Raw genomic sequence first — 12,856 nt, forward strand, 5'->3', positions numbered from 1 at the left:
TTGACCGATGCAGCAAAGGGACGGGCGTCCGGTGCGCCGCGTCCCCTTTCGCAATCTTTCGTAACGGAGGCATCCCCTCATGCAGAACCCAGACAGCTTTTCCCTTGACCAGGCGGCGGCGCTCTTGAAGAAATATTTCGGCTACGACGCGTTCCGCCCGGCGCAGCTTCCCGTCGTGCGCTCGCTGCTCGCGGGCCGCGACACCGTCGCCATCATGCCGACGGGCGCCGGCAAATCCATCTGTTTCCAGGTGCCGGCGCTGCTCTTTCCCGGCGTCACGCTCGTCATCTCGCCGCTCATCTCGCTGATGAAAGACCAGGTCGACGCGCTGAGGGACGCGGGCGTCCGCGCGACCTACATCAACAGCAGCCTCTCCTCCGCCGCGGCGCGCGAGCGCTACGCGGGCATCGCCGCCGGCGCCTACGACCTCATCTACGTCGCACCCGAGCGCCTCGACGCCGACGGCTTCCGCTCGCTCGTCTCAGGGCTCGCCATCTCGATGGTCGCCGTCGACGAGGCGCACTGCCTCTCGCAGTGGGGACACGATTTCCGCCCGAGCTATCAGGCGATCGCGCCCTTCATCGCCGCGCTGCCGCGCCGCCCGCTCGTCGCCGCCTTCACCGCGACGGCGACGCCCGAGGTGCGCGAGGACATCGTGCGCCTGCTCGCGCTCGCGGAGCCCGATGTGCACGTCACGGACTTCGACCGGCCGAACCTCTATTTCGAGGTGCGCCGCGGCGTGAAGAAGCGCGACTTCGCCGCGCGCTACGTCCTCGCGCACAAGGGCGAGGCGGGCATCATCTACGCCGCCACGCGCAAGGAGGTCGACAAGCTCTACGAGCACCTCACGAAGAAGCACATCGCCGCCGGCCGCTACCACGCGGGACTCAGCGACGAGGAGCGCACGCGCGTGCAGGACGATTTCCTCTACGACAACCTCGCGGTCATCGTCGCGACAAACGCGTTCGGCATGGGCATCGACAAGAGCAACGTGCGCTACGTGCTCCACTACAACATGCCGAAGAACATCGAGTCCTACTACCAGGAGGCGGGGCGCGCGGGCCGCGACGGCGAGCCGGGCGAGTGCCTGCTGCTCTACTCGCCGCAGGACGTCATGACGCAGCGCTACCTCATCGACGTCTCGACCGAGGACGCGGCGAGGAAGCGCATCGAGCTCGCGAAGCTCCAGCGCATGGTCGACTACTGCCACACGCCCGAATGCCTGCGCGCGTTCCTCATCCGCTATTTCGGCGGCGAGGCGGAGGATCGCTGCGACAACTGCGGCAACTGCCAGGCGGGCATGCGCGAGGTCGACGTCACGGTCGACGCGCAGAAGGTATTCTCCTGCGTCTACCGCATGCGCGAGCGCTACGGCGTCACGCTCGTCGCGCAGGTGCTCAAGGGCTCCGCCGACAAGCGCGTGAAAAGCCTCCACCTCGACGAGCTCTCGACCTACGGTCTCTATCCGAAAAAGAGCATCGAAGAAATCAAACTCATGATCCAGCGCTTCATCGCGACGGACTATCTCGCGCTCGCGGGCGGCGAGTATCCCGTCGTGCGCCTGCGTCCCCGCGCCTACGACGTGCTGCGCGGCCGCGCGCGCGTCACGCAGCACATCCTGCCGGAAAAGGAAGCGGCGCCCGCAAGCGACGGCCTCTTCGACCAGCTCCGCGCGCTGCGCAAGGACATCGCGCGGGAGGAGAACATCCCGCCCTACCTCATCTTCTCCGACAAGACGCTGCGCGGCATGTGCGAGCTGCGGCCAAAGACGGAGGAGGAGCTCGCAGACGTCAGCGGCGTCGGCGAGAAAAAGCTCGCGAAATACGGCGCGCGCTTCCTCGCCTGCCTGCGGGAAAACGCCTGAGACGCGCCGCAGCGCTTTTCGGCAACGCTGCCGAAAGAAAGTCTCCCTGCCAGCGCGCCGCGCGTAGGGAAATGAGGAAAGACACAGCGCCTGACGGAGAACGCAAGGCGCGGTGCCGCCTGCGCCGCGCGCAAAAAACAGCCGTCCCGCCTGTCAGATTGACAGGCGGGACGGCTGTTTGCCTTTTCGGAGTCACTTGCTCTTTTCAGCCGCCGCCATTTTCCCATTTGCCGGAGCAGGCCGCCGCGGCCGTCCAAAGTGCCGGATGAATCCGTGATTCCTCAAGACGCATCTCACGCGCGCGGCTCCCAGCCGTGGCGCGCGTAACATTTCATCTTGTCCTTGTACATCGCCGCGTCCGCTTCTGCCTTGAGCTCTTTATAACTCCGATGCGCAGCGTCGCATGCCGCGGTGCCGACGGCGATCGAGACGTCCATCTCCTCGAGCTGCTGCTGGATGTCGCGCAGACGCGCAGCGGCCTGCGATACCGCCATGTCCGTCACGAGCACGACGAACTCGTCGCCACCCACGCGGTAGACGCGCTCCTTGCCGAAGAGCGCCGCGAGATACTGCGCCGCCGTGCGCAGCAGCCGGTCGCCCGCGGCGTGGCCGAGGGTGTCGTTCGCTCGCTTGAGTCCGTTGACATCCGCCATGACGAACACCGTGCCCGGCCCCGGCGTCGCTGCGCCGTAGGAGGTCTCCTGCAGGTAGGCGTTGTGGTTGCAGACGCCCGTGAGCGCATCGGAGAGGCTGAGCTTCTCGAGCCGGTCGGCCTCCGCCTGCTCGTAGTGGATGCAGTTGTGGCAGTCGTTGAAGCCGTTGTAGATGGCCTTCATCATATCGGCACAGGTACTGTAGCCGCAGGAGGAGCAGTCGATGTGGCGCGAGGCCTCGTCGTATTTGTGCATGCTCTCGTAGATGGCGTCCGCCTCCTCAGGCGACGGTTCCCAGTCCTGGCACTGCGCCGAGCGATCCTGATACGTCCGCAGGTAGTCGGAGAGCTCGAGCCCCGCGTGACGCGCCTCGAAGAGCTCGCGCCGCTCCCAGGGCGGGAGCTTCCTGCTCCACGGGCCCTCGTGGTGCAGGTACTCGCAGCCGCGGCGGCGGCGCATGAGCGTATAGTACGCCTCATCGTGCCGGTTGCAGCCCTCCTCCGTCGCCGTGCCCTCGAGGCAGCCGTCCCGGCAGTTCAGCACGTCGATGAGCGTGAAGGGCATCCCGCCCGCCGCGATCTTTTCCGCGTTGCGCTCGAGCCACTCATACGCCGTGCGCTTTCCCGAGACGGAGCGCACGAGCTCCTCGTCGCCGAGGAACCAGTTGAGATTCGCCGCGAGCCCGTCGGGCGCCGGATAATAGAGGCCGAGTCCGTAGCTCAGCTCCTCCTGCGCCGTCTGCTCGCCCAGGCCGCGGGCGCGCAGGTATTTCATCAGCGAGCGGATCGTGATGTTGTACGCCACGCACTTGCGCTCCTGATTGCGCCATTTCTCGAACGCTTTGCCGATGCACGGACCGATGTAGGCGAACTTGTCCTCGATATGCAGATGTTTGCGCGCATAGACGGCCATGCACATCATCGGGCTCTGGATCGGCATGAGGGCGGGGATGAGCTCCGGATGGAAATGCTCGATGTAGGAAACGATGACCGGGCAGCGAGAGGAGATCATGCCCGTGCGCCGATGGCGCTTCAGGTACTGCAGCTGTGCCCAAGTGCAGATATCCGCGCCGAACGCCACGGGCAGGATGTGACGCACGCCCATCTGCCGCAGCGCGCCGAGGATGTTCCCATAGATGTCGGGATACTGCGCAAAGACCGCGGGCGAGATGAGCACGGAGATATGCTCTCCGCCCGCGAGCGCCTGGAAGAACTGCTCCGTATCATCGATATAGCCGCGCGCGCCGTGCGCACAGACGGTAAAGCACGCGCCGCAGGCCGTGCAGCGCAGCGGGTCGACACCGATGTGCGTCTGCCCTTTATATACCTGAGAAATGCAGGCCCCCATCGCGAGACAGACGCCGACGCATTTATTGCAGCCGATACAATTTTCGTTTGTGTAAATAAGACCTTCGTCTTTCAATTTGGGCACCGCCTTCCCATTAGTCTCAGTTCATTATAACACAAACGAAGGGTATTGTCTTGTTTATTTTCGTTTCATCGTTTTTTCTACCGTACTTTATTCCAGAGACTATGGGCGGAAATTCATGGATTTGACCGTGAGATGAAGCCCGCAGCATATCTGTAGATATTTATACGGCGTGTGGTACGCGAGGCAGCACCAGCTCCGGCGCGCGGCATCCAAAGCTACATACACAAACGTCCACTTCGCGGACATTGTGCATCGCCCTTACAGTAAAAGCGGGAAGGCTGAGACCTGGTCGTCGGTCCTGCCTTCCCGCTGCTTTTGTCCCTGACGGAATCGCGGATTCATCCGGCACCCTGCCTTTGCGCATCCGCACGGTCCTCTCATCCTCGACAAGCCTCAGCGCAAAACGCGGCGGAGCATTTCGGCTGTTACGCCTCCGGTTTGTCTTCTAGAGAGATTCCGCACATCTACGCGAATTCAGAGCACCTCATTTCATCAGCGCTTCCTTACGGCTGCGTCTGGAGTGCCTGGGGCACGGGCTTCTTCACGAGGCGGTCTGTGATCCACGGGAAATGCGCCGCGAGGTACGTGCCGATGCGTTCGCCGATCTCACGCTTGCCGTAGTCATCCGGGTGAAGCCCATCCGTCGTGTAGTGCGCGTCGAGCCAGCCGTTCGCGTCCTGCAGCGCGCTCGCCACATCGACAGCGTAGGTCTGCTCCATGATCCAGTGGTTGATGTAGTCGCGGTGCACCTGCCAGTCTGCGGGCGGCACCTCGATCTGTCCGTAGCGCAGAATCAGGCCGGGGTTGATGGGCGTCACGGTCGCAAAGACGGGAATGATGCCGTAGGCATCGCATTTCGCGCGGATGGCCTCGAGGTTCGCGACGGTCTCTGAGCCGTACGTCGTGCCACGGTAGTCGTTGACGCCGCCCATGATGACGAGCACGCGCGGCGAGAACGGCAGCACATCGCGCTCAAAGCGCTCGAGCATGGCCGCCGTCGTGTTGCCGCTGTAACCGAGATTCTTGACCGGCACGGGCGAGTAGGTCTCCCAGTCATAGATGAGATACCCTGGCGGCACGGACATCGCGCCGCCGCCGTGCGTGATGCTGTCGCCGAGCGCCGCCACGGGCGTCGGCGCCGTCACCTCGAACGAGGAAAAGGCGGACCAGTCAGAGATGGGCATACCCGCATCATCGACGGCGCGGACGCGCCAGTCATAGCGGCCCGGCACCGTGTAGCCGCCCTCCTCATAGACGTCGTATTCACCGCCCGTGAGTGTGCGCACGAGCTTTTTCTCCCCATCGCGCTCGCGGTAGACCTCGATGATGTGGTGCTTCGCGCCGAGCGTCGGGATCCAGGAAAAGACGGGATAGAGCGGCGCGTAGTCCATCTGCTCGAACTCCGTCGTCGGCAGCGGCGCCGTGGGATCCGGCGTGCCGGACGCAATGGGCAGCGGCGTCGTGCTGTCCGCGATGGCATGGCCGTCATGGTCGAGCGGATAGACCTTCCAGTAGAGTCCCGCCGCATCATCGCCATAAGGCGTGAGGTCGAGCTCGACGCCGTTCGTATAGATATAGTCCTGCCGCGCGACAACATTGTCCGGCGTATCCTCCGGGCCGCTCAGCAGCACGACCTCATAGCGCACGGCGCGCGCCACGACGGGCCAGACGATGCGCACGCGCCGCGCGTGAAACGCGATCTGCGGCGCAGCTGCCGCCTCGCTGCCGCCCAGTGGCACCTGCGCCGCACTGCTGCCGGCCGCCGCCTGGTCATCCGCCAGCAGGCGGTTCGCCGCCTGGCCGTTCCCCGCCTGGCGATTCATCGCCTGGTCAGGCATCGCCTGATCGTCGTTTGCCCGGCCGCCGTTTGCCTGGCCATTCGTCGCCTGGCCAGCCATCGCCTGACTGGCCGCAGCGACTGCCGCCGCAGCAGCCTGCGGCTGCGCCGCCGCGGACGCCAGTGAAAAAGCCTCCGCGAGGCACAAGAGCCCCGCGAGGAGGATGCATGTTTTCCCCGTCTTTCTCAACTCAATCTCCCTGTCTTCCATATCCCCGCGCCTGCCGCGCAAGCGCGTCCTCCAATGACCAGCCATGCCAGAGCGGGCCGCGGCCCCGGCCGAGCGCGAGGCCGTAGCCGATGGCGCCCGTCAGGTACGCTTTCGCGCCCGCGACGGCTGCCGTGAGCGTCTCGCCCTGCGCGAGATGGGCCGCGATGGCGCTCGAGAGCGTGCAGCCCGTGCCGTGCGTATTCCTGTTGCTGCTGCGCGGCGCCCGGAAATGCCGCAGCGTGCCATCCGGCAGCGCGAGTACATCATGCGCCTCCCGGCCCGTGAAATGACCGCCCTTCGCGAGCACGGCCGTTCCATAGGCGCGCGCCGCGCGGACCGCTGCCTTGCAGAAAGAATCCTCATCAAGAATGCCGATCCCCGTGAGCCGCGTGAGTTCCGGGATGTTCGGCGTCACGACCTCCGCGAGCGGCAGCAGCCGCTCCACAAGCGTCTCCATGGCATCCGCGGCAAGAAGCGGCGCCCCGCTCGTCGCGACCATCACGGGGTCGACGACAACGTGCGCCGCCTGGTATTCCTGGAGCTTCGCTGCGATTACCTCGATGAGCGCCCGCGACGATGTCATGCCGATCTTGACCGCGCGCGGCGGAATATCGGTAAATACCGCGTCGATCTCCGCCGCGAGGAATTCCGGCGTCACCTCGGCCGTCGCCTGCACCCCCTGCGTGTTCTGCGCCGTGAGCGCCGTGATGACGCTCATACCGTAAACTCCCTGGGCGAGGAACGTCTTGAGGTCCGCCTGGATGCCGGCGCCGCCGCTCGTATCGCTGCCGGCAATCGTGAGGACGGGTACGATCTCCCTGCTCATTTCGTCTGCGCCTCCTGCTGCGCTGCAATCTGCGCGCGCACGCTCTCCTGCGTCGGCGGCGCGTAGCCAGCGGCCACGGCAGGCGGCACCGCGGGAATCTGCGCCTGCGGCGTCAGTGCTGACGCTGCGGCCTGCGCTGGTACCGCGCCATCTGCCGAGGCCTGCACTGACGCCGCTGACGCTACGGGGGCAGCAGCCTGCGGCGCTGCCGGTGCTACAGGCACCGCTGCGCTCATGGCCTGCTGCGGTGCAGCCTGCGGCGCAGCAGCCGCCTGCGCGGACTGCGGCATACCGGAGACCTGCGCGCCCTGCGTCATTCCCGGGGCTTGCGCGGCCTGCGGCGCAAATGCAGCATTTCCCTGCGCGCCCGCATCCGACGGAGAGACAGGAGCCTGCGCCTGCCGCGGCGCGGGCTCCGGCGCGTTCATCGCCGCCGTCAGCGCGCTCTGCGCCTTCTTGAATTCCCTCAAGCCTCTGCCGAGCGCACGCCCGGCCTCCGGCAGCTTGCCGGGGCCGAATACGATGAGGCCGACGATGAGGATGAGGATGAGTTCTGGAAATCCGATGCCAAACATATCGTAGCTCCTTAAGGAATTAGAAATTCCGCTGTCCGATGAAATCCGCCACCTGCTCGCAGGCATCGCGGATCTCCTCCGGCAACGCCTCCGGCAAGACCTCCTTCGCACGTGCGAGATATGCTTCCGCCTTCGCCTGCGCGAACGCCGCGCCGTCCGTCGCGCGGACGATGCTGAGCGCTCGCGCGACCATCTCGTCCGTCATAGCGGGATTCGTCACGATGGCGAGCAGCTCCTCGCGCGCGGGGCTTACCGCGAGCGCGCGCAGCACCGGCAACGTCACGATGCCCTGGCGGATATCATTGCCCGCCGGCTTGCCGATCTGCTCGCTCGTCTCGAGGATGTCGAGCAGATCATCCGTGATCTGGAACGCCATGCCGATGGAATGGCCGTACTCCGCGAGCTTTTCTGCCGCCGCAGCGTCCATGCCGCCGACGAGCGCGCCGAGCTCACAGCATATCTCGAGGAAGTCCGCCGTCTTCTTCTGGATGCGCGCATAGTAGTCCGCCTCGTCTCGCGCGGCCTTGTGCATCTGCTTGTCCTGGATGATCTCCCCGACGCTGAGATTGCCGACGAGCTGGGCGAGGCGGTTCGCCACATGGTCGCCGTAATTGTTCTCCGCCACGAGGCGGAACGCGCGCGCAAAGATATAATCACCGGCGAGAATGGCGATCTTGTTATCCCATTTCGCATTGGCCGTCGGCGCGCCACGCCGCGTGTCCGCCTTGTCGATGACATCATCATGCACGAGCGATGCCGTGTGGATGAGCTCGAGCGCCGCCGCGAGCGGCAGCGTATGCGCAAGAGAAAACGCCGGACCGCCGTGCGCGGCGAGCAGGCAGAGCGCGGGACGGATCCGCTTGCCTCCTGAGGTCACGAGGTGCGTCCCCACCTCCGTTACGAGCTCATCCTCCGGGGACGAGACCGCCTCGATGAGCCGCTCCTCGAGCTGCTCCAGGTCGCCCTTTATCACATCAAACATCGCGTTCGACAAAACCATCACCTACAACTATTCTACAAAAACGAGGCTTTGTTTTCCTGTTTTTTGCATGACTCTGACTAAGCATACTGTATTATTCTACTATGTAAATCCCAAGAGCGCAAGCAAAAGGCGCAGCGCGCCTGTCTGGAAAACGAACCAAGACCGCGCAGCGCGCGCCGCAGCCTAAGTGCGCCGCCCGCCGCGCCATCCCCGGCTCCGAAACGCCTTGGGCGGGCCGATGATGGCCGCGAGCACGACGGCCTCGCGCGCTGTCTGCGGCGTAAGCCGCCGACGATGCGCTGCGTCCTCCCGCAGACCGGGAAGCTTGGCCTCGCTTGCGTAGCGCGCGGCCTCCTCGGCGCGCGCCCTCGCCTCCTCAGCGCGGCGCGCCAGCGCATACGCCTCCGCGCGCGCCGCGTCCGCCATCTGCTCGCGCAGGCGCTCGGCAGCCTCCGAGGCGAGCACGCCGGGCTCGCGCACGACGCCTTCCGCATCGGTCCATGCATCCTCATTCGTGAGCACGCGTCCCTCTGTCGTGGGAGGCAGCGCAAGCTGCGCATCTGCCGCGCCCCGCCGCGGACGCATCTCCTGCGGCTGCGGTTCCCGGTAGACGCCATCCCTATCTGGCCCTGCTGGCGGCTGCGGCGCCCCCTTGAGATGGGGGATGGCAAAGCCGAGCGGCCGTTTTTCCCCTGTCGCCTGCGAGCGCGGCGCAGGCTGCGGAGCCTGCTGCGGCATCTGCGGCAGCGGCAATCCTGTGCCCCGCGGCTTTTTCTTTTTCCCGTTCGCCAGCGTGGAGAGGAGGCGCACCTTCCTGCGGCTCCTCCGCAAAGCTCTGTTCTTTTTCCCGTTCGCCAGCACAGAGAGGAGGCAGACCGCCGCGATCAGGAGGAGCTTGACGATGTTGCCAATTTCCATCACGATCCCCTCACTTCACGGCCGGCGGCTGCGGCGCGAGCTTCTCCCCGCCTGCCTGGCTGATGGAATTGCGCATCTCCGTATCCGCCTGCACATTGTTCAGGTTGTAGTAGTCCATGACGCCGAGCTTGCCCTCTCTGAGCGCCTGTGCGAGCGCATGCGGCACCTCCGCCTGCGCCTCGACGACGCGCGCCTCCATCTCCTGCGTGTAGGCCTTCATCTCCTGCTCTTTCGCGACGGCCATCGCGCGGCGCTCCTCCGCCTTGGCCTGCGCGATGCGTTTGTCCGCCTCCGCCTGGTCCGTCTGCAGCTCCGCGCCGATGTTACGCCCGACATCGACATCCGCGATATCGATGGAGAGGATTTCGAACGCCGTGCCCGCATCGAGGCCCTTGCCCAGCACCGTCTTGCTGATGTCGTCCGGATTCGCGAGCACATCGTTGTGGCTCTCCGACGAGCCGACCGTCGTTACGATACCCTCGCCGACGCGCGCGATGATCGTCGGCTCACCCGCGCCGCCCACGAGGCGGTCGATGTTCGCGCGCACCGTCACGCGCGCCTTGATCTTGAGCTCGATGCCATTCTTCGCGACTGCCGAGACGACCGGCGTCTCGATGACCTTCGGATTGACGCTCATCTGCACCGCTTCGAGCACGTCGCGCCCCGCGAGGTCGATGGCCGCGCTGCGCTCGAACGGCAGCGGGATCTGCGCGCGATGCGCCGCGATCAGCGCGTCGACCACCTTGTCGACGTTGCCGCCCGCGAGATAATGCGCCTCGAGCTGGTTGACCTGCACGTCGAGCCCCGCCTTGTTCGCCTTGATGAGCGGCAGGATGATCGCCGCCGGCGGCACGCGGCGCATCCGCATGCCGACGAGCGTCAGGATGCCCACATTCACATCCGCGGCCAGCGCAGAGATCCAGAGCCCGAGCGGCACGAAATGCAAAAACAGCAGCACCGCGAAAAAGACCAGCAGCAGCAAGAATCCGGAACCAATCAGAGAAGCCATAACATACTCCTTTCACCCACGGGCAGCAGCGCGCGCCGCCCGTATCTCCAGCAACAGGCGGAAACGCCCCATGCACCATCTTTCTTCCTACAGAGGAGCGTACCACCCACCGACCTTCTCCGGCCAGCGGCAACGCACCGCCCCGTCTTTCTCCATCCGCGTGATCCGCGCGATCTGCGCGCGGACGTCAACGCGTCTCCGTCTCCTCCTCGCGGCGCACCACGACGCGCATGCCCTCCACGGCGATGACGCGCACCGCCGTCCCCTTGGGCAGGAACGCGCCCTCCGACACGACATCGACCGGCCTGCCGTCGATCAGCGCCGTTCCAGCCGGACGCAGCTCCGTGCGCACGACGCCCCGCTTGCCGACGAGCGACTCCCGCGGCGGTGCACTCACGAAGCCGCGGCGCGACGTCGAGGCATCCTTGAGCACGAGCCGCCGCCAGAGGCGGCTCGACGGCAGGCGCCTCACGATGAGCGCGAACACCGCCGCCGCCAGCAGAGCAGCGCCGAGCAGCACGCCGATCGCTGACACATCGCCGCCGAGCGCCAGCACGAGACTGTAGAGCAGCAGCGCCGCACCGACGCCCGCGAGCAATCCCGCCGTCGGCAGCAGCATCTCCACGCCGATGCAGAGAATCCCCGCAAAGAACACCGCGACCATATAGAGGCTCACGAGTCCCTCGACATACTGACTGCCCCAGAATACAGCAGCCGCGACCAGCCCGAGCAGCACGCCGGCCCCCATGCCGCCCGTCTTGACCTCCACGAGAATGCCGAGCAGCATGATGGCGACCAAGAGCATCTTGACCGCCGGCAGCGTAACCACAGCCACATCCATCTCCTCCTCTCTCCTTGCCGACACCGCGCAGCCAGCACACGGCAAAACCACGCTTTCCCTGCCTATATTCGCCATCCCCACCGCAAAGTCCTGCCAATCCGCCGCACGGCACGGTGCAGAAAATTTCACAGGGGGCTTGTCTAATTTCTTGACTTGTGCTATCCTAGTGTCAAACAAACACGGACATATATGACAGGCCGCCTCAGCCTGTGAAAGGAGCAAGCATCATGAAACTCGCACAGAAACTCCTCCAGCTCAGGAGACAGAGAGAACTCTCCCAGAAAACCGTCGCGGCAGGCTGCGGCATCAGCCGTCAGACCTACAACGGCTACGAGACCGGCCTCCGCTACCCCCGCCAGCGCGCGACCTACGAGGCGATGGCCAAATTCTTCGATGTCGACGTCAATTACCTCTTCGGCGAGAACGAGCAATTCGTCACCGATGCCAGCGACCGCTACGGCGCACACGGCATGGCGCAAGCGCGCGCCCTCGTCGGCGAGCTCGCCGGCATGTTCGCGGGCGGCGAGCTCACCGAGGAGGACAAGGTCGCCGTCATGCGCTCCCTCGAACAGGCCTTCTGGCTGGCCAAGGAAGAGAACAAGAAATACGCCCCCAAGCGTTTCAGGAAGTGATCGCCATGAACTCTCTTGCCTGTTACCAGCGAGCCACGCAGCTCCGCAAACTCGCCGGCCCTTCCCATGACCTCCTGCAGCTCGCCGCGGACATCGGCATCCACGTCCTCTTCGATTCCGGCTACAAGAAACTGCTCGGCATGTACTGCAGCCTGCTCAAGGGACGCTTCATCTTCCTCAACGACCGCCTCGACGAGACATGGCTCCCCATGGTCCTCGCCCACGAGATTGGTCACGACCAGCTCCATCGCTCTCTCGCGCGCTACGGCCTGCAGGAGTTCGAGCTCTTCCGCATGAACAGCCGCACGGAATACGAGGCCAACGCCTTCGCCGCCCATCTCCTGCTCGACAGCGACGAGGTCTACGACGCGCTGCGCGAAGGCATGGATATCGCCTCCGTCGCGCAGTCCACGAACTGCAACATCAATCTCGTCCTCATCAAGCTCAACGAGATGCACCGCCTCGGCTACGACATCCGACTCACCGACACCGCCGACAGTGCGTTCTTGAAGAAAATCCGCAGCTGAAAGGAGCGTATCCTCATGCTGACCACCATCACTTTTCTGCTCGGCATCATCCTGCTTGCCGCCGCCGTCTATGAAACCATCCGCATCGAACAACTTCGCCGCAGCGAGCGGCTCCCCCGCTCCCTCAGAAACACTTCGCACAGGGCATCCACCCGCCCAGCCAGCAGAGCCGCCTGACGCCCGATATATCTTTCCAAAAACAAACAAAATGCGCGTCCCATAGAAGCGTCGTCATAGCCGCTCCTGCCGGACGCGCAGTCAAGGGGCTGTTGCACGTATCAACAACGTGTAGCAGCCCCTTTTAGTTTGCAAAAAATGTTGCCAAGGACTTAAAAATCCTTGGCAACAGGCGTAAAATATAGATATGCAAAATCAAATTTTACAAGGAGATTATACATCCCTCGGCGGAAGTTTTCAACTCTGCCTTCCCTTAAATTTTGAATTTCAAATTCCAAAGGATGACCCGGTCCGTCTGCTACGCCACTTTGTGGATGAAATGGATTTATCCGCACTTTACCAGACATTCTCTCAGGCCAATAAGAACCGAGTG

Annotated in this window: 13 protein-coding genes; 4 read left to right on the forward strand and 9 right to left on the reverse strand. The window is 64.5% G+C overall.

Features of this window, described 5'->3' with window-relative positions; all coding sequences use genetic code 11:
* Window positions 1-79: 79 nt before the first annotated feature.
* Entirely contained in the window at window positions 80-1,864 is a 1,785-nt protein-coding gene (recQ, locus tag F599_RS0109425; RefSeq protein WP_019543282.1) for a DNA helicase RecQ, read from the forward strand.
* A gap of 293 nt (window positions 1,865-2,157) precedes the next feature.
* On the opposite strand, the gene F599_RS14050 is transcribed toward recQ, so the two are convergent.
* From F599_RS14050 to F599_RS0109465, 8 genes are all read right to left on the reverse strand, one after another.
* Window positions 2,158-3,939 (reverse strand): [Fe-Fe] hydrogenase large subunit C-terminal domain-containing protein, encoded by a 1,782-nt coding sequence (locus F599_RS14050; protein ID WP_019543283.1) that lies wholly within the window; start codon window positions 3,937-3,939, stop codon window positions 2,158-2,160.
* A 512-nt stretch (window positions 3,940-4,451) separates the two neighbouring features.
* Window positions 4,452-5,996 carry an SGNH/GDSL hydrolase family protein gene (locus F599_RS0109435; RefSeq protein WP_019543284.1) on the reverse strand — a complete coding sequence of 515 codons (1,545 nt, stop codon included), beginning with the start codon at window positions 5,994-5,996 and terminating at the stop codon, window positions 4,452-4,454.
* Window positions 5,977-6,822, reverse strand: a complete 846-nt coding sequence (gene thiD / locus F599_RS0109440; RefSeq protein ID WP_019543285.1) for a bifunctional hydroxymethylpyrimidine kinase/phosphomethylpyrimidine kinase — start codon at window positions 6,820-6,822, stop codon at window positions 5,977-5,979. Before thiD ends, F599_RS0109435 begins: the two co-directional genes overlap by 20 nt.
* Window positions 6,819-7,397 carry a twin-arginine translocase TatA/TatE family subunit gene (tatA, locus tag F599_RS16270; RefSeq protein WP_019543286.1) on the reverse strand — a complete coding sequence of 193 codons (579 nt, stop codon included), beginning with the start codon at window positions 7,395-7,397 and terminating at the stop codon, window positions 6,819-6,821. Before tatA ends, thiD begins: the two co-directional genes overlap by 4 nt.
* A gap of 19 nt (window positions 7,398-7,416) precedes the next feature.
* A complete protein-coding gene (locus F599_RS0109450; protein WP_020700559.1) occupies window positions 7,417-8,391 on the reverse strand; it encodes a polyprenyl synthetase family protein in 975 nt (324 codons plus the stop codon).
* Window positions 8,392-8,562: 171 nt separating this feature from the next.
* Complete coding sequence (locus F599_RS0109455) at window positions 8,563-9,297, reverse strand: hypothetical protein (protein ID WP_019543288.1); 735 nt, start codon at window positions 9,295-9,297, stop codon at window positions 8,563-8,565.
* Window positions 9,298-9,307: 10 nt separating this feature from the next.
* Window positions 9,308-10,306, reverse strand: coding sequence for a flotillin-like protein FloA (floA, locus tag F599_RS0109460; RefSeq protein ID WP_026327931.1), 999 nt, complete (start codon window positions 10,304-10,306; stop codon window positions 9,308-9,310).
* A gap of 187 nt (window positions 10,307-10,493) precedes the next feature.
* Window positions 10,494-11,147, reverse strand: a complete 654-nt coding sequence (locus F599_RS0109465) for an NfeD family protein (RefSeq protein ID WP_019543290.1) — start codon at window positions 11,145-11,147, stop codon at window positions 10,494-10,496.
* 227 nt (window positions 11,148-11,374) lie between these two features.
* Between F599_RS0109465 and F599_RS0109470 the strand changes: the two genes are divergently transcribed.
* Genes F599_RS0109470 through F599_RS15585 form a run of 3 tightly spaced genes read left to right on the forward strand, consistent with a single transcriptional unit; the run spans window position 11,375 to window position 12,483 of the window.
* Complete coding sequence (locus F599_RS0109470; RefSeq protein ID WP_019543291.1) at window positions 11,375-11,779, forward strand: helix-turn-helix transcriptional regulator; 405 nt, start codon at window positions 11,375-11,377, stop codon at window positions 11,777-11,779.
* Between the two features lie 5 nt (window positions 11,780-11,784).
* Window positions 11,785-12,306 carry an ImmA/IrrE family metallo-endopeptidase gene (locus tag F599_RS0109475; RefSeq protein ID WP_019543292.1) on the forward strand — a complete coding sequence of 174 codons (522 nt, stop codon included), beginning with the start codon at window positions 11,785-11,787 and terminating at the stop codon, window positions 12,304-12,306.
* A 15-nt stretch (window positions 12,307-12,321) separates the two neighbouring features.
* Window positions 12,322-12,483 (forward strand): hypothetical protein, encoded by a 162-nt coding sequence (locus F599_RS15585; RefSeq protein ID WP_019543293.1) that lies wholly within the window; start codon window positions 12,322-12,324, stop codon window positions 12,481-12,483.
* 152 nt (window positions 12,484-12,635) lie between these two features.
* Here F599_RS15585 and F599_RS15875 read toward each other — a convergent pair.
* On the reverse strand, window positions 12,636-12,856 hold a 221-nt coding region (locus F599_RS15875), incomplete at its 5' end, for a hypothetical protein (RefSeq protein ID WP_211209086.1).

It is taken from the genome of Selenomonas bovis DSM 23594, from assembly GCF_000381005.1.
Lineage (GTDB): Bacteria > Bacillota > Negativicutes > Selenomonadales > Selenomonadaceae > Selenomonas_C > Selenomonas_C bovis.